The 15,758-nt window shown below is 63.2% G+C and carries 15 protein-coding genes and 1 pseudogene; 10 read left to right on the top strand and 6 right to left on the bottom strand.

The window, feature by feature from the left end; translation table 11 throughout:
* A pseudogene (locus A3AI_RS43955) lies at positions 1–193 on the bottom strand (IS256 family transposase); the annotation flags it as partial.
* 93 nt (positions 194–286) lie between these two features.
* A complete protein-coding gene (gene lpxD, locus A3AI_RS43960; protein ID WP_198030289.1) occupies positions 287–1,192 on the bottom strand; it encodes a UDP-3-O-(3-hydroxymyristoyl)glucosamine N-acyltransferase in 906 nt (301 codons plus the stop codon).
* A 303-nt stretch (positions 1,193–1,495) separates the two neighbouring features.
* Here lpxD and A3AI_RS0133605 point away from each other — a divergent pair, with 303 nt between their 5' ends.
* From A3AI_RS0133605 to A3AI_RS0133620, 4 genes are all read left to right on the top strand, one after another.
* Entirely contained in the window at positions 1,496–1,951 is a 456-nt protein-coding gene (locus tag A3AI_RS0133605; protein ID WP_024519759.1) for an RbsD/FucU family protein, read from the top strand.
* 282 nt (positions 1,952–2,233) lie between these two features.
* Complete coding sequence (locus A3AI_RS0133610; protein WP_024519760.1) at positions 2,234–3,892, top strand: ABC transporter substrate-binding protein; 1,659 nt, start codon at positions 2,234–2,236, stop codon at positions 3,890–3,892.
* Positions 3,893–4,013: 121 nt separating this feature from the next.
* On the top strand, positions 4,014–5,132 hold the full coding sequence (locus A3AI_RS0133615) for a carbohydrate ABC transporter permease (RefSeq protein ID WP_024519761.1): 1,119 nt from the start codon (positions 4,014–4,016) through the stop codon (positions 5,130–5,132).
* A gap of 108 nt (positions 5,133–5,240) precedes the next feature.
* Entirely contained in the window at positions 5,241–6,101 is an 861-nt protein-coding gene (locus tag A3AI_RS0133620) for a carbohydrate ABC transporter permease (protein WP_051382607.1), read from the top strand.
* Between the two features lie 6 nt (positions 6,102–6,107).
* Here the strand turns inward: A3AI_RS0133620 and A3AI_RS0133625 are convergent, their stop codons facing one another.
* Both A3AI_RS0133625 and A3AI_RS0133630 read right to left on the bottom strand, forming a co-directional pair.
* Positions 6,108–6,953, bottom strand: coding sequence for an amidohydrolase family protein (locus A3AI_RS0133625; protein ID WP_245287013.1), 846 nt, complete (start codon positions 6,951–6,953; stop codon positions 6,108–6,110).
* Positions 6,953–7,984 (bottom strand): aldo/keto reductase, encoded by a 1,032-nt coding sequence (locus A3AI_RS0133630; protein WP_024519764.1) that lies wholly within the window; start codon positions 7,982–7,984, stop codon positions 6,953–6,955. Before A3AI_RS0133630 ends, A3AI_RS0133625 begins: the two co-directional genes overlap by 1 nt.
* 219 nt (positions 7,985–8,203) lie before the next feature.
* On the opposite strand from A3AI_RS0133630, the gene A3AI_RS0133635 reads away from it, so the two are divergent.
* On the top strand, positions 8,204–8,800 hold the full coding sequence (locus tag A3AI_RS0133635; protein ID WP_024519765.1) for a YqaA family protein: 597 nt from the start codon (positions 8,204–8,206) through the stop codon (positions 8,798–8,800).
* 308 nt (positions 8,801–9,108) lie between these two features.
* Here the strand turns inward: A3AI_RS0133635 and hmuQ are convergent, their stop codons facing one another.
* Together hmuQ and A3AI_RS0133650 are read right to left on the bottom strand one after the other, a co-directional pair.
* Entirely contained in the window at positions 9,109–9,441 is a 333-nt protein-coding gene (gene hmuQ / locus A3AI_RS0133640; protein ID WP_024519766.1) for a heme-degrading protein HmuQ, read from the bottom strand.
* A 167-nt stretch (positions 9,442–9,608) separates the two neighbouring features.
* Entirely contained in the window at positions 9,609–10,058 is a 450-nt protein-coding gene (locus tag A3AI_RS0133650) for a hypothetical protein (protein WP_024519767.1), read from the bottom strand.
* A gap of 89 nt (positions 10,059–10,147) precedes the next feature.
* Between A3AI_RS0133650 and A3AI_RS0133655 the strand changes: the two genes are divergently transcribed.
* The 5 genes from A3AI_RS0133655 (at position 10,148) to fumC (ending at position 15,751) form a co-directional block, all read left to right on the top strand.
* On the top strand, positions 10,148–10,945 hold the full coding sequence (locus tag A3AI_RS0133655) for an ATP12 family chaperone protein (protein ID WP_024519768.1): 798 nt from the start codon (positions 10,148–10,150) through the stop codon (positions 10,943–10,945).
* A gap of 60 nt (positions 10,946–11,005) precedes the next feature.
* Positions 11,006–12,676 (top strand): flagellar hook-length control protein FliK, encoded by a 1,671-nt coding sequence (gene fliK, locus A3AI_RS0133660; RefSeq protein ID WP_024519769.1) that lies wholly within the window; start codon positions 11,006–11,008, stop codon positions 12,674–12,676.
* On the top strand, positions 12,673–12,966 hold the full coding sequence (locus A3AI_RS0133665; RefSeq protein ID WP_024519770.1) for an EscU/YscU/HrcU family type III secretion system export apparatus switch protein: 294 nt from the start codon (positions 12,673–12,675) through the stop codon (positions 12,964–12,966). Before fliK ends, A3AI_RS0133665 begins: the two co-directional genes overlap by 4 nt.
* Before the next feature lie 81 nt (positions 12,967–13,047).
* Positions 13,048–13,860: a penicillin-binding transpeptidase domain-containing protein gene (locus A3AI_RS0133670; protein WP_024519771.1), complete on the top strand. Its 813-nt coding sequence runs from the start codon at positions 13,048–13,050 to the stop codon at positions 13,858–13,860.
* Between the two features lie 469 nt (positions 13,861–14,329).
* Positions 14,330–15,751: a class II fumarate hydratase gene (gene fumC / locus A3AI_RS0133675; protein ID WP_024519772.1), complete on the top strand. Its 1,422-nt coding sequence runs from the start codon at positions 14,330–14,332 to the stop codon at positions 15,749–15,751.
* The last annotated feature ends 7 nt before the right edge of the window (positions 15,752–15,758 follow it).

Consider the following 15,758-nt stretch of genomic DNA (forward strand, 5'->3'; position numbering starts at 1 on the left):
CACAGCCGTGCCGGACCAGCCGGGCCCGGCCGTCGGGCAGTGTCAGCTCGGACGTGCTGGCCAGAAACGTGTCGACCTCGATCTCGACCGCCCTGGCGAGCAGGTCGCGCGCCCCGGCGCGGAGGATATCGGTCAGTGGATCGTCAACCGCGGAGGGCTGACGAAAAGCAAAAACGTTGGTAGTCTCGGTCATGGCGTATCGCTCTCCTTGAGGTTCTGGCAGGCTCGACACCCGCCTCGATACGCCGCCTCTCTCAACCCGTCATCACCCAGTTTCGGCCATAGCTCAGAAAACTCCGGAGGCGCCACCAATGATAGCTTCGGTGCCGATCGTGACGTGGTCGGTGATCCGCGCGCAGCCGCCGATCCTGACCCGATCGCCGATGGTCACGCTTCCGGCGATTCCGACCTTCGCGCAGATCAGGCAGCTTTTCCCGATCGCCACGTTGTGTCCGATCTGAACCTGATTGTCGATCTTGGTGCCATCCCCGATCCGCGTTGCGCGCAGCGTTGCGCGATCGATGGTGGTATTGGCGCCGATCTCGACGTCATGGCCGATGAGAACAGTGCCCAGCGAATGAACGCGCTTGAGCTCAAGATCCGAAGAATAGGGCATGCGCGGCCCGAGTTCCGGCGCGAAGCTGAAGCCGTCTGCCCCGATGACGGCGTTGGAATGAATGATGACGCGATCGCCGATCACCACGCGGTCGCCGATGCGCACGCCCGAATGGATCAGCCCGTTGTGGCCGATGACGACACCGCCTCCCACGGAGACATGGGAAAGAATTGTCGTCCCGGAACCGATTTTCGAAGCTGGCCCGATCACAGCGAAAGGCCCGACGCTCACGCCGGTGCCGAGTTCGGTGTCCGGTGCGATCACGGCGGTCGGATGCACACCTGCCTCGCGCGGGGGCCCGCGATCGAACAGGGCCGTGAGAATGGCGAGAGCCGTGCGGCCTTGCCCGATAACGATAAGGCTTGCGAACCTGTCCGGGACCGGCATGCGCTTGGCTGATACGACGGCTGCCCTGGCCCAGGTGCTGTCTAGCGTGGTCACCGCATCGGAGAAGATTGCAACCGCCAGATCGGAGTCGTGCTCGGCATCGTCCGGATGGACGATGCGCGTAATGTCCACTGCGCCATCCCCGATCAGGGATGCTCCGAGCGCGTCAGCGATATCTTTCGTCAACATGAGCAGGCTCTCGCCATTGAAACGTCTGCCGAGAGTCACGTGAACAGCCCGGAATCCCACTGGCAGCATTGGCTCGATGGAATTCATCCATCAACTCACATTTTGGAAAGGTTATCGATCGTGCCAAAAATATCAGCATGTAAGGGCTGTACCGGCGCATATACCTGGGGTTGAGGAGCTGTCATGGCCGCCGGGCCTTGTCCAGACCGTTCCCAAGCCTATACTCGGCAGCGATCGAGCAGCATCAATGGAACCGGACACCCCAGAAGGAAAGTCCGGCGAGTTCTGGAGGGGAGCGGCGGCATGCTCAAATCGATTGATCCAATGCTGAATGCGGACGTCCTTTACGCCTTGCGCGCCATGGGTCATGGCGACGACCTCGTGCTTTGCGATACGAATTTCCCGGCCGATGCGGTTGCCCGTCAAACCGTGTTGGGGCAGCTGCTTCGCATTGATAACGTTCCGGCTTCTCGCGCGGCGCGTGCGATCCTGTCGGTGCTGCCGCTGGATTCCTTTGTCGACCAGCCTGCGCTTCGAATGGAAATCGTCGGCCAGCCCGACGAGATTCCTCCCGTCCAGCTCGAGGTGCAGCGGGAGATCGATGCGGCCGAGGGCCGCCCCTTTCCGATGGGCTCGATCGAGCGCTTTGCCTTCTATGAGCTTGCGAAGAAAGCCTACTGTGTCGTGCAGACCGGCGAGCGCCGCTTCTACGGCTGCTTTGTCTTCAAGAAAGGGGTCATAGCGCCCGACGCGACCTGAGCTCATCCGGCTGCATCGACAAGGACGCACATGGCGCTTTCACGCGGGGCGCACAGGCCGTGCGCTGCGCTCGTGCTTGCAAACAGGACCACTTTGCCCGCTGTCGTTGACTTCGATTGAAGCTGTTGCATACTGAAGCAGGCCTCTGTCACACCTCCTACCGCATCGCGCAAACCCGACAACGCGGAAGGCGCAACAAGTCCGCGAGCGCATGCCCTGGTACGGTGCTCAGTCGGCGACGAATACGAAAACACCAAAAAGACAAAAGAGGGAGGTTTCGTGATGACACATCAAGAGTTCGATCGGCATTCCCCTGCAGGACCCAACCGGCGCACCGTGCTCAAGGGCGCGGTGAGTGCTGCCGCCCTAGGTTCCACCGCCGGGCTCGGCGCGTTGACGGGGCCCGCGCTGGCGCAGGACGGCCTGCGCGCACAGATCTCGCAGATTCCGGGCATCGGCAAAGGTGCGCCCACCGACGCCGACTGGCAGAAGGTCGGCGAGCTATGTCTCGGACCCACCAAGGCGAACGTTCAGGCGGGCGAGTTCAAGGGCGTCGAGCTTTCCTTCATGGGACTCAACAACCAGAATCTCCATAACCTGCTGTTCCGCGGCTTCCTGAAGCCCTGGGAGGCCTATACCGGCGCGAAAATCTCCTGGATCGACCTCGCGCAGGCCGACTACAATCCGCGCCTGCAGCAGGCGATTGCGACCGGCACGGTCGATTTCGACGTTCTCGAAATGGGCGCGCCGTTCGAGGGCGACGTGTGCGGCAAGGGCCTCGCTTCGGAGATGCCGGACTGGGTCAAGAAACAGATCGATATTGAAGATTATGTCGATTACCTGAAGCCTCCGGTCGGCACCTGGAACGGCAAGACCTATCGCGTCACGATCGACGGCGACTGCCACAACTTCAATTACCGGACCGACTATTTTTCCGACGCCGGCCTCGCCAAGGCCTGGAAGGACGCCGGCAATCCGGGCGAGTGGGGCGTCCCGAAAACCTGGCAGCAGGTCCAGGCCGTGACCAAATTCCTCAAGGGCCAGAAATTCAAGGGCCAGAACGCCTACGGCTATCTCGATGCGCCCAAGCCGTGGGGCGGGTTCGGCTTCTATTTCCTTGGCAGCCGCGCGACGGCTTACGCCAAGCATCCGGACGACAAGGCATGGCTGTTCGACGTCGACACGATGAAGCCCCGCATCAACAATCCGGCCTGGGTGCGCGCCATTCAGGATGTCATCGATGCGCTGCCGTCCGAGCCTGCCGACCAGCTGAACGCCGATCCGAACACGACCGGCTTCCAGCAATTCCTCGCCGGCATCGGCGCGATGATTCCGTGGTGGGGCGATATCGGCCAGGTGGCGAAGGCGAGCGATACGTCCGTGGTTGGCGACGTCGTCGGCTTCGACATCCTGCCCGGGTCGGACGATGTCTACAACGCCAAGACCGGCAAATGGGACAAGCTCGCGAGCGGGCCGAACCATGCGCCGAACTGCGCCTATCTCGGCTGGGGCATCTATGTCATGGCGCGCGTCAATGGCGACGAGAAAAAGCACAAGGCGGCGTGGAGCGCGGCGGCCCATATCGGCGGCAAGGACCTGTCGCTCTGGACCGTGATGTATCCGTCGGGCTTCCAGGTCCACCGCGCCAGCCATTTCAAGATCGATGAATGGGTGGCGGCCGGCTACGACAGGAAATACATCACGTCTTATCTGAACTCGCAGCTCGGCTCCTACAATCATCCGAACCGGGCGGTCGAGCCGCGCATTCCCGGCATTTTCCAGTATTACAGCATCGCGGAAGACGAGTTGGCGAAGATCTTCGCCGGCAAGTCCAACGCACAGACCGGCGCTGACAACATCGCCGCGGCCTGGGAAAAACTGACCGACCAGATCGGTCGCGACAAGCAGATCGCGCTTTATAAGGCGTCGCTCGGCGTCTAGCCTTCCAGGCCGGGCTTGTCGGCGGATCATCGGACTTGTGGCTGGCGCCGTTCGCGGCGCCAGCCGTGGCTATCGCCGGCCGGCCTCGTCGGCAGGCAGTCAGGATCGGTTAGTCACCTTGATGCAGATATCAGCAGCCGTTGCGGATGGCGGACACCATAAGCCGGCACCGCGGCCCAACCTTGCCAGGAGGAAGGTTGCAGGACGCGCGCTCGTCGCCATCGCTTCGCTGGGCGGCCTGTTCGTCCTCCTCGTTCAGATCCTGCACACGACGGGAACAATCCGGGCCGGTTTCACGGATTGGCGCCCAATCCTCTACGCCTATCTGCTCTGGTCGATCGCGCTCGGCGTCGGCCAGGTCATGATCCGGGGTGAACGCGGCCTCCGCGCGCTGTTTCTGCTGCCGGCCGTCCTGTTCACCATCGCGGTGGTGATTTTCCCGACGCTGTTCGGGTTTTACATCGCCTCGCTCGATTGGAATCTTTCTTCGCTCGAGGGCCCGCATTTCAACGGTCTCGACAATCTCATCGCGCTGTTCAACGACACCTACTACTGGAACGCGCTCGGCAACATGCTATTCTACACGCTGGCCGTGCTTGCCGAATATGCCATCGCGTTTGGGCTGGCTTTGCTGTTGAACACGGACATCCGCGCGCGGAAATTCTTCCGGGTCGTTTTCCTGTTGCCGCTGATGCTGAGCCCCGTCGCGGTGAGCTGGATGATCGGCAAGTCGCTGATGGAGTATCGCTTCGGGCCGGCAGCGACGCTGGCGCGCTCGCTCGGCTGGGACAATCCGGCGTTCTTCGCCCATCCCTGGATCGCACGCGGGAGCATCGATGCGATGGATGCCTGGGTTTCGATCCCCTTCATCATGATCATCCTGCTCGCCGGGCTGCAGGCCCTGCCCAAGGAAGTGCTGGAAGCTGCCAAGGTCGATGGCGCCAACGGCTGGCAGTCGTTCTGGCACGTCACCTTCCCGATCATGCTGCCGGTTAGCATCACCGTACTGATCATCCGCATCATCTTCAAATTGAAGCTCGCCGACATCGTGATCAACGTGACCGCGGGCGGTCCGGGCGGCGCCACCGACACGGTGTCCAGCTTCATCTACCGCGTCTACCGCGATCGATCGAATGTCGGATACGGCACGGGACTGGCGATCTTCTATTTGCTCCTGATCATCGTTTTCCTGAGCGTGCTGTTGCGTCTGACCAGCCGCAGGATGCAGAAGGTCGCATGAGGGCGTGTGCCCGCACGGGCCATGATTTGAGGAGTTGCTGACTTGTCCACGCTTACCTCGGCATCCGCAACCGTCCGCAAGCGCCGTGGCAGTCGCCGTGCGAAGCATATTGTCGGCCGCATGCTGATCTATGGCGCGCTGCTGTTCTGGGCCTTCGTCTGCCTGTTTCCCATCTACTGGACGGTCTCGACTTCATTCAAGTCGGCGGTCGACGTGACCCAAGGTCACTTGATCCCCTGGCTCGACTTTCAGCCCGATTGGAAAGGCTGGCGCTCGATCGGTCTGTCGCCCGATTCCATCCTGCGAACCTCCAATCCGCGCGACGAGTTCATGAGCCGGTTCGAGAACAGCGTCATCACGTCAGTCGGCGCATCTCTCCTTGCGCTGGTGCTCGGCTCGCTCGCCGCGTACGGCTTGAGCCGGTTTCGCTACAAGTTCGCCTGGATGCGCAATGACGATATCCTGTTCTTCTTCATGTCGCAGCTCATCCTGCCGCCGGTTGTGCTCGCCCTGCCGTTCCTGGTTCTCTACAAGGCGCTGGCACTGCTTGACACGCGATTTGGCTTGATCCTGCTCTATACCTTGACGGTACTGCCGATCGTCATCTGGATCATGCGCGATCAGTTCAATTCGATTCCGATCGAGCTCGATGAAGCCGCATTCGTGGATGGCCTTTCAGTTTGGGGGGCATTCCTGCGCATCATTTTGCCACTTGCGGTACCTGGAATGGCCGCTGCCTTCATTCTCTCGCTCGTTCTGTGCTGGAACGAATACTTTTTTGCCGCGCTGCTGACGAGCACGGATGCCAAGACGCTGCCCGTGATGGTCGCAAGCCAGACCGGCTCGCAAGGCATCAATTGGTGGTCCATGGCAGCGCTCTCGACGGCCGCGATCGCTCCGCTGGTTCTGGTCGGGATATTCCTCGAGCGCTATATCGTCAGCGGCTTGACCACGGGTGCAGGCAAGTAGGGAGCATCACGCCGCCCGTCGGCCCCGTTTTGCGAGATAGACGCGCGCCGCGTTGCCGCCGAAGACCGCGGCCTTCTCGTCGGCAGACAGACCGGCCAGCAGGGTTTCGGCCGCGGCGAGCCACTTTTCATAGCCGCCCGCCAGATTGACCACGGGCCAGTCGCTTCCCCACAGCATGCGGTGCGGCCCGAAGGAGGTGAGCGCGTGCTCGACCGCGTCCCGGAGATCGGCGACCCGCCACTCCTTGGCCGCCTCGGTCACCAGTCCCGACAGCTTGCAGACGACATTGGGGCGCCTGGCCAGCAGCGCGATATCGCCGCGCCAATCCGCGATCTCGCCGGTGGCGAGCCCCGGCTTGCCAAAATGGTCCAGCGCGAACTGCAGCTCTTGATGGCGACCGACGACATCCAGCAGCCGCGGCAGATGGCGCGGCAGCACCAGCGCATCGAAGACGAGCCCGTGTGCCGCCATTGCCGCGAACCGGGGCGCCAGATGCGGACCAAGCAGCCAATCGTCATCGGCAATGTCCTGCACCATTGGCCGCAGGCCGACTAGGAGTTTTCGTGCCGCCAAGGCATCGATGCGGGCGAGGGCATCCCGTGCATCAAAATCGATCCAGCCGACCACGCCGCGGACCATATCGGCCTGTTCAGCGACGTCGAGCAGAAACTCGGTCTCCGCCTCGCTCGGCGCGGCCTGCACCAGGATGCTACCCTCAATGCCGGCCGCGGCGAGATGCGGTGCCAGGTCCGACAGGTGAAAGTCACGGTAGATCGGCGCCAGGGCAGGGGTCAGCCAGCTATAATCGCCGCGCGCCAGGGTCCACACATGATGATGCGCGTCGATCCGCATCAGCGAGATCCCGGAACGGGTGCGTCCGCCTCCAGCAACTGCGCGGCCTTCAGATCGGCCCACAGCGCCGCCGGCACGTCGGTGGCCAGCGCGGCCACATTGCGCTCGACCTCCTGCGGGCTCTGCGCGCCCAGCACGACACTCGCAACCGCGGGATGACCCAGGGCAAAGTGCAGCGCCGCCGTCGGCAAGGGTACGCCATGGGCCGCGCAGACGCGCTCGATCTGCACGACTTTCGCCAGAATGTCCGGCGGCGCATCCCGATAATTGTACTTGGCGCCGCTGACCGCGCCGGTCGCCAGGATGCCGGAATTGAACACGCCGCCGAGCAGCACGCCGATGCCGCGGTGCTGGGCAAGCGGCAGAAACTCTTTCAGCGCAGGTTGCTCCAGCAGCGAATAGCGGCCGGCGAGCAGCATGACATCGAAGGATCCGGTCTGCGCGAAGCGCACGCACATCTCGGCCTCATTGACGCCGACCCCAATGCCTGCGACCACGCCCTCGCTGCGCAGCCGATCCAGCGCCACATAGGCCCCGGCCATTGCTTCGCGAAACCGGTCCTCGATCGCGTCACGGCCATGAGTCCAGATGTCGACGTCGTGGATCAACAAGAGATCCAGCCGGTCGGTGCCCAGCCGCAGCAGCGACTGCTCCACCGAGCGCATGGTGCCGTCATAGGAATAGTCGACCACGGCGCGGTGCGGCTGCCCGCCGACAAAACCGGAATGGTCGCCTGCACCGTGAAGCGGGTCCATCCAGCGCCCGACCTTGGTGCAGAGCACGATCTGGTCTCGCGGCACGCGCCTGATTGCGGTGCCGCAGCGGTGTTCGGCAAGCCCGTGTCCATAGAGCGGAGACGTGTCGAGCAGGTTGATGCCGAGCTCGAACGCACGCTCCACGGTGGTGATGGCGATGCGGTCGTCGAGCTGGAGAAAGAGGTCACCGAGCGGCGCCGTTCCAAACCCCAACACTGAGACCTGAAGTTGGGTACGACCTACGGCACGGCGTGGCAGTGCGGACAGCGGACTCATCCCGGACAACTTTCTTCTTGGTTCACGATCAGTCACGCAGGCTGACGTGACGCGCTGTTTAAGGCAATTTTGCCATCTGCGGCGGTCGGTCCGCAACGATCAATCCAGTTGTCAACTGGGTCGTCGTTAGACATGTCGCAAAATCCTGATCCGTAGGCGATCATAGGCGTGATAGCGTCGGTCTTGCGACCCCTTCCAAGCCGGGCTAACGGACCCCAAATGTCGCTATTGTCTCACAACCGCGAAGTCTGGCTGCGCCGCGCCGAGGCCTTTTCCAACAGCAACTGGGGTGTCGGCCTGCTGGCGCTGATCGCCTTTGCCGACTCCAGCGTGCTGCCGGTGCTGCCGGATCTCTTGCTGGTGCCTATGCTGCTCGTGCGGCCGGACCGGTGGCTGGTGCTGTCGGTGGTTTGCGTTGTCGCAGCCTCGATCGGCGGCCTCGTCGGCTATGGCATCGGCCATCTCGCCTGGGCGGCGGTCGGACAAACGCTTGTCGACATGTACGGACAGGCCGAGCATTTCGAGCGCTATCAGCACATGGTCGAGGCGTGGGGGACGTGGATCATCATCGCCAAAAGCTTCACGCCGATCCCGTACAAATTCATCGCGATCGCCGCCGGCGTCGCGTCGATGAATCTCTTGACCTTCACCATCGCCACCGTGATCGGCCGTGCCCTGCATTTCGCCATCGTCACGGCGCTTGCGGTGTTCTGGGGTCAGCAGTTTCTCATGCTGATCGAGAGATACGAGCGCTGGCTGGTCGGCCTCGGGCTGGTCGCGGCAATCGGCTTTGGCCTGGCCTACGCCATGCGTTGAGATCGGTCGGCGGCGCTGAAGCGGAGCGGTACATCACGCGTGGCTGCGCCGGTAAAGTCGTAGTGCATTACGTGGTGATGCGGCGGCTTCCAGCCTCGTCGACCGGTAAAACCTGGAAACAACCAAGGCTGACCTCAACTCGCTCAAGAGGGCAGAGCAGGCCCGCTTCAAATCCAATCGCCTGATGGTCGAGCGCAGCCGCTGGTCCCGATTGGCCGCTCGCTCGGGATCGGACCGGCAGCGCGTCGCCCGTGGCGGCTACTGTCGCCAAAAGACTCATCTGCCCATCGGCGAGCGAGTGGTCGATGTTACGCGACCGCTGACTTGCTGCTGCGGGTAGCCTGGATAGTCTCGAATCCCTCGAACTGCGGGTGCCCAAGGTAGAGCGGCTTGTTATCGCCAGCCTTGTGATGTGCTGCGCGGAACGCCTCTGATCTGGTCCACGCTTCGAAGGCAGCACGGCTCTGCCACACCGTGTGCGACGCATACAGCGTGTGATCGTCAGCTTCCGGTCCCCTGAGAAGATGGAACTCCACGAAACCCGGGACCTTGTCGAGATGAGTGTCGCGCGACAACCAGACTTGCTCGAAGGCCGCTTCAGAGCCCTTGACGACCTTGAACCGGTTCATTGCGATAAACATTCGATGTCTCCTGGTTTCGAGTGCGATTGCAGCTGCTGTTCAATTCACAGCGACAAGCAAGCTGGCGACGCGAGAATGATATCGCCTCCTTGGGCGCCATCACGACACGTCAATGTCAATTTGTGATCTCGGTGCGCCGGTTGAAAGGCTAAAGGCGGGATGCCTGATCAATTCTTGAATTGCTCCAGAAACATCCGCAACGAGTCATGCGGGCTTTCGACGTCGGTGATCAGCCAGCCTTCGGGGCTGTTGACCAGGATGAAATTGAGCGTGACGGGCCGGCCCTGGTTATTGAAGCCGACCGAGACATAGGTCTTGTCGTATTGCTTGCGCAGGACCGAGATGGAGAGGCCCGAGAGTTGCCAGGTCGGGCTCTGCACCAGAAAATCGTAGGGCTCGTTCTTGATCTGCGTCCAGGCAACCCGCAGGTTCGGATCGAAGAAGTTCCTGGCCGTGTCGATGTCCCGCGGTAGGCCGTGGGAGAGTTCCGGCGCGCCGCGGCCGTAATGAGCATAGACATTGCGCACCAGCGATTCCGGCGAGCGGAACCCGGCCCCGGCGGACGGTGCCCCGAGAGCGGCAAGGAGGATCAGGCTGACCGGAAGGAGCCTTAGCAAGCTGGTCCCTCTTTATTCGGCGCCCTATTTATCATAATCCGCACGGGATTTCCGCGACCAAAGGAAGCTGTAAGGGAAGCCAGGAGCCGATGCGCGAATTGTTTGACGAGGTGGCCGGCCAGTCGCCGCTCGACCCGCAGGAGGCGGCGCGGCGGTCCGCCCGCGCGCCCAAGCGCAAACGCTTCTATGCGAGCGTTGGGGTGGGCGAGGCGGAAGGTGGCGGCTTTACGGTCAAGCTGGACGGCAGGCCGATCCGCACGCCCTCCGGGCGCATCGTCGCCATTCCCTCCCGCGAGATTGCGCAGGCCGTCGCGGCCGAATGGGAGGCGCAGACGGAGACCATCGATCCCCTCACCATGCCGATGACGCGCTTTGCCAACAGCGTGGTTGAGGCCGTGGTCGACCGGGTGGAGCTGGTGGCGAGCGATGTCGCGAAATATTTCAACTCGGACCTTTTATTCTACCGTGCCGGCCATCCCGAGGGGCTGGTGGCGCGCGAGGCAAAACGCTGGGACCCCGTGCTGTTCTGGGCCGCCGATGAACTCGGCGCGCATTTCATCCTCGCCGAGGGCATCGTGCATGTGCGCCAACCGGATGAGGCGGTTGCGGCTGCGCGCGCGGCGTTGCCCGGCGATCCCTGGTCGATTGCCGCACTCCATGTGGTGACCACGCTGACCGGCTCTGCGCTGCTTGCGCTCGCGCTTTCGCGTGGACTACTCGACGCCGATGCGGTCTGGGCTGCGGCCCATGTCGATGAGGACTGGAACGCCGAGCAGTGGGGCGCCGACCAGGAGGCGACCGAGCGCCGCGCGGCGCGCTCGGTCGATTTTCGCGCGGCGGCGCGGATATTGAGCGTCATGGGTGAGGCGGCCGGGCAGCGCGGTTAAGCCGGGGTTTACGCTGCTCGCCTAATGTCTCGGACTGTAGAGTTCCGAGTACCAGTACCGATGGCGTTATCCGTCAATCCGACGCTTCCCGTGATTGCCGCCCAGAGCGCAACCGCCGCAACCGGCGGGCCGGTGCTGTTGCCGGGCACTGTGGTCGATGCTGCGGTGCTGAAGGCCGCCGAGAGCCTGGTGCAGATCGCCATCGCCAACCTGGCGATGGACGTGCTCACCGAAGTCCCGCTGACCGCGGGCCAGACGCTGCAGCTTGCGGTATCGCAGACCCAGGATGGCGGCGTCAGGCTTACCATTGTCGGGCAGGGGCTGGGCGAGGCCGCCGGCACGGGTACGGCCGGCGCGACCGCGGACTATGTCAACCTCTCATCGGCGGCGCAGGTCAATGCGACCAGCCTGATCCTGCCGGGCGCGACGACATTCGACGATCCGCTGACACCGCTGCAGCGCATGGCGGTAGAGATGGAATCCGAGACGGCTGCGACGCGGCAGCAGAGCCTGAGCCCGTTGTTTGCCAACCTCGCGGCTGCGGCCGTCTCAAGCAACCTGCCGCCGGCATTGCAGGAGGCGATGACGCGGGTGCTGGCGCAGCAGGCGAGCCTCGAGCCTGGCTTGTCCGGCGACGACATCCAGGCGGCATTTCAGAAATCCGGACTGTTTCTGGAGGCCTTGCTTGCCGCGCCGCAGGCGCCGGCAGAGGCCGGCGGCGTTCCCGACCTGAAGGCTGCGCTGATCGTGCTCCGCCAGGCGCTGGTCTCGGTGGTGGAGGCCGAGGGCCCGGCTAGCGCACCGGCTGCCGCGGCAAGCACCCAGGCCGGTCCGACAAAATATACGGCGAACACGACGGCATCGCCGCCATTGGCGCCATGGCCTACGCCCGAGGCCGACGGCGCTCCGCATGGCGGGTCCCTGCCGCCGCAGCTCGCTTCGCCGCAGGGCCTGTTCCAGGGTGCCGCGGCGGGTAATCCGCAGGGCTTGTTTTCGGAAGCGCTGCAGGGCCTTGAGCCCGGCTCGGCGACCGCCGCGACCGTCTTGAACCTCCTGCAGGAATCCCTGCAGGAGATTCCGCGCGCCGGCGGCAATGCCCAGACCACCATCATCCTGCCGGACGGGCGAGCCGAGGACGTGACGCTGCGCACGCTGACCCCGCCGCCGCCGATCCGCGGCGCGCTGCCGTCAGCGCAGCCGGTGGCAGGTAGCGCGATCCCACCGGGCGCGCCGCTCGCGACCGTCGCCCGTCGTCTGCTCGAGGACACCGATGCCGCGCTGGCGCGACAGACGCTGCTGCAGGTCGCCTCGCTTCCTCAAAGCGCCGACGCACACGAAAGCCGCGCCGAGGCGGCGATGTCGCGCTGGAATTTCGAGATCCCGTTCGCGACCCAGCAGGGCACCGCGATGGCGCAGTTCGAGATCTCGCGCGACGGCAGCAGCAACAACGAGGTGGAGGCCCCCAAACGGGTGTGGCGCGCGCGTTTCACGCTGGACGTCGAGCCGGCTGGACCCGTGCATGCGCTGGTCACCTATAGCGGTCAGCGCACTTCGGTGCGGATGTGGGCCGAGCGGCCGTACACCGCGGCCCGCTTGCGCGCCGGCGCCTTTGAGCTCAGCCAGGCGCTGAGCCGCGCCGAGCTTGTTCCCGGCGACATCATCATCCGCGAAGGCACCCCGCCTCAGCCTGCCCCGGCCAAAGCCGGCTATTTCCTGGATCGCGCGCTATGAGCATCGAGGTCAAGGAAGCCAAGAAGGAGACCAGGACCGAGCCCAAGCTCGCGGTCGCGCTGCACTATGACCGCAAGGGTGCGCCGCGCGTCACGGCCAAGGGCAAGGGCGCGATCGGCAAGAAGATCATCGAGGTCGCCAAGGCCCATGATATTCCGATCGAGGAGAACGAGGTGCTGGCAGGCGCGCTCTCCAATGTCGAGATCGGCGACGAGATCCCGGTCGAGCTCTACAAGGCCGTCGCCGAGGTCTTGGTGTTCGTGCTCAGGCTCACGCGGCCGGCGCACTAAGCCTGCTTTCCTCGGCCATGCTTTCACCATGATCGCGTCCGCATCGTCCGGCCGCTCTTCTTAGCTTGGCGGAGGTCACAATTGATCCATCGTCGTCATGCGCTCGGTCTTCTGGCGGCTGCGAGCATCCTGCCGTCGAAGGGCTTTGCCGACATCGCTCCGATGAACAGTGAGATCCGCGAAGGCCTTGCCCAACACTTCAGGGACGAGGGAACGCGCGGCACTTTCGTCGGCTACAAGGTCGACGACTATCTGATCATCGCAAGCGACACGGAGCGCTCGGGCGAGGGCAGGCTGCCGGCCTCGACCTTCAAGATCCCCAATTCGCTGATCGCGATCGAGACCGGGGTGGTGCAGGACCCCGACAAGGACGTGTTCAAATGGGACGGCATCAAGCGCGCAAACGAGGCCTGGAACAGCGACCACACGCTACGCTCGGCGATCGCGGTCTCGGCCTTTCCGGTCTACCAGGAGATCGCGCGCCGCATCGGCGAGGAGCGGATGCAGAAATATGTCAACCTGTTCGAATACGGCAACCGCAATATCGGCGGCGGCATTGATACGTTCTGGGTGAGTGGCGAGTTGCGTATCGATCCGGTGCAGCAGGTCGATTTCGTCGACCGCTTGCGGCGCGGCGTGCTGCCGGTTTCCAAGCGCAGCCAGGAGCTGGTGCGCGACATCCTGCCTGTGACGCAAGTCGGCGACGCCGTCATCCGCGCCAAGACCGGGCTGACCGACCGCGAGCACGGCTCGCTCGGCTGGCTGGTCGGCTGGGCCGAGAAGGGATCGGTGCAAACCGTGTTCGCGCTCAACATGGATTGCCCCGAGCCGCGCCATGTCGCCGACCGCATGACGCTGGCGCAAGCCTGTCTCCGCGATATCGGCGCGATCTAGGTCACGTATTCACAAATCCGTTGGCGTGGCGTGACGAAGGCTGCGTCCGCTTGCCCCGTTGGCGACTAAGCTTGCGCGACGGCGCAAATGTAGCGATTGGCCAACCTCGGCCGCGCGGCGACCTAATACTTATGTGGGACAGATGCGGCATGTGCATCTGGTGACTGCAGCCGTTTCACTTCCACGGACGCGGATACCGATACACAATCCCAAGCATCGGGGCTCAGCGAGTTGATTCAGTGCCAAGTCGATCTCGTGTGTCGCGCCCGCTCCATCCGTCCGGCAAGTGACGGATCTACCCAAACCGACGCGAACTTCGCGTATCGGACAACGCGCGCCGCCCGCGACTGCAAGGGGCGTGACCGAGCGCCTCGGCGTTGCAGCCTTTCCAAGCTGACGAGTGCAAGCCTGCAACGTGGCGAAGCGAAGTTCTCTCATTCCCTTCTGCTGTAGCCAAAGGAGAGTTCAGATGGCCAGTACAAGAAAAGAGGCTGATAGCCTTGGCGTCGTGGAGGTGCCCGTAGACAAGCTATGGGGTGCGCAAACGCAGCGCTCCCTGGAGCACTTCAGTATCGGCCAGGATCTCATTCCTCGAGAGATGATCGCGGCTTATGCGACGCTGAAGAAAGCCGCAGCCATCGCCAACCATGCAAGCAAGCGGCTCGACGATGAGCGATACAGGCTTATCGTTCAGAGTTGCGATGAAATCCTGGCCGGTGGCCACCAGGACATGTTCCCGTTGCATGTGTGGATGACCGGAAGCGGCACCCAGTTCAACATGAACGTCAACGAGGTCATCTCAAATCGTTGCTCCCAACTCGCGGGCACAGCGCTTGGCAGCCACACGCCGGTTCATCCCAACGACCACGTCAACATGGCGCAGTCGTCGAACGATTCCTTCCCTTCTGCGATGTGCATCGCCGCCGCCGTCAATGTAAAGCAGCGCCTCATTCCGGCGCTGGCCGCCCTGCGCGATGCCATAGACATCAAGGCCAAAGCCTGGGACGACATCGTCAAGATCGGGCGCACCCATATGCAGGACGCGACGCCGCTGACGTTGGGGCAGGAATGGTCTGGCTATGCCGGGATGTTGTCCGATGACCTCGAACGGATCGAATCCGCGCTGCTCGGCGTGTATCGGCTGGCGCTCGGCGGCACGGCGGTAGGCACCGGCATCAATTCGGCGCCTGGATTTTCCGAAGCGGCCGCCGCCGAGATTGCAAAGTTGACCAGTCTGCCATTCGTCCCCGCACCAAATAAATTCGCAGTTCAGGGCGCGCACGATGCGCTGGTGCAGCTTTCCGGAACGCTGCGGACGGTGGCGGTCTCGCTCTACAAGATCGCGAATGACATCCGCTTGATGTCGTGCGGACCGCGGGCCGGATTTGCCGAGCTGGATATTCCCGAGAATGAGCCTGGGTCTTCGATCATGCCCGGGAAGGTCAATCCGACCCAGTGCGAGGCGCTCACCATGATCGCGGTGCAGGTGATGGCCAACGATGTCGCCGTCGGCTTCGGCGGTGCCGGGGGCTACCTGGAAATGAACGTCTACAAGCCGTTGATGATCTTCAACATCACGCACTCGATCACCATCCTGGCGGATGGCTGCTCCAATTTCCGCAAGTTCCTCATCGAGGGCACGAAGCCGAACCTGAAGAAGATCAATGAGTACGTCGAGCGCTCGTTGATGTTGGTGACGGCGCTTTCGCCAGTCATCGGGTACGACAAGGCGTCGAAGATCGCCCACTATGCCATGGACAACGATCTTACGCTGAAGCAGGCCGCGTTAAAGCTTGGTTTCGTGAGCGAGACGGAATTCGATCGCATCGTCGATCCCAAGAAGATGGTGAAGCCTTACGTGGCTGCAGCCACGAATGCCGACGCCGCCTGAAATTAGT

Origin of the sequence: Bradyrhizobium sp. Tv2a-2, from assembly GCF_000472425.1 — a bacterium.
Classification (GTDB): domain Bacteria; phylum Pseudomonadota; class Alphaproteobacteria; order Rhizobiales; family Xanthobacteraceae; genus Bradyrhizobium.

Excerpts from the sequence above, each read along its gene's own strand:
- A3AI_RS0133605 (WP_024519759.1), top strand. The coding sequence starts at position 1,496 with ATGCTCAAATCGATTGATCCAATGCTGAATGCGGACGTCCTTTACGCC.
- A3AI_RS0133615 (WP_024519761.1), top strand. The coding sequence starts at position 4,014 with ATGCAGATATCAGCAGCCGTTGCGGATGGCGGACACCATAAGCCGGCA.
- A3AI_RS0133635 (WP_024519765.1), top strand. The coding sequence starts at position 8,204 with ATGTCGCTATTGTCTCACAACCGCGAAGTCTGGCTGCGCCGCGCCGAG.
- hmuQ (WP_024519766.1), bottom strand. The coding sequence starts at position 9,441 with ATGTTTATCGCAATGAACCGGTTCAAGGTCGTCAAGGGCTCTGAAGCG.
- fumC (WP_024519772.1), top strand. The coding sequence starts at position 14,330 with ATGGCCAGTACAAGAAAAGAGGCTGATAGCCTTGGCGTCGTGGAGGTG.
- A3AI_RS0133655 (WP_024519768.1), top strand. The coding sequence starts at position 10,148 with ATGCGCGAATTGTTTGACGAGGTGGCCGGCCAGTCGCCGCTCGACCCG.
- fliK (WP_024519769.1), top strand. The coding sequence starts at position 11,006 with ATGGCGTTATCCGTCAATCCGACGCTTCCCGTGATTGCCGCCCAGAGC.
- lpxD (WP_198030289.1), bottom strand. The coding sequence starts at position 1,192 with ATGTTGACGAAAGATATCGCTGACGCGCTCGGAGCATCCCTGATCGGG.
- A3AI_RS0133625 (WP_245287013.1), bottom strand. The coding sequence starts at position 6,953 with ATGCGGATCGACGCGCATCATCATGTGTGGACCCTGGCGCGCGGCGAT.
- A3AI_RS0133610 (WP_024519760.1), top strand. The coding sequence starts at position 2,234 with ATGACACATCAAGAGTTCGATCGGCATTCCCCTGCAGGACCCAACCGG.
- A3AI_RS0133665 (WP_024519770.1), top strand. The coding sequence starts at position 12,673 with ATGAGCATCGAGGTCAAGGAAGCCAAGAAGGAGACCAGGACCGAGCCC.
- A3AI_RS0133630 (WP_024519764.1), bottom strand. The coding sequence starts at position 7,984 with ATGAGTCCGCTGTCCGCACTGCCACGCCGTGCCGTAGGTCGTACCCAA.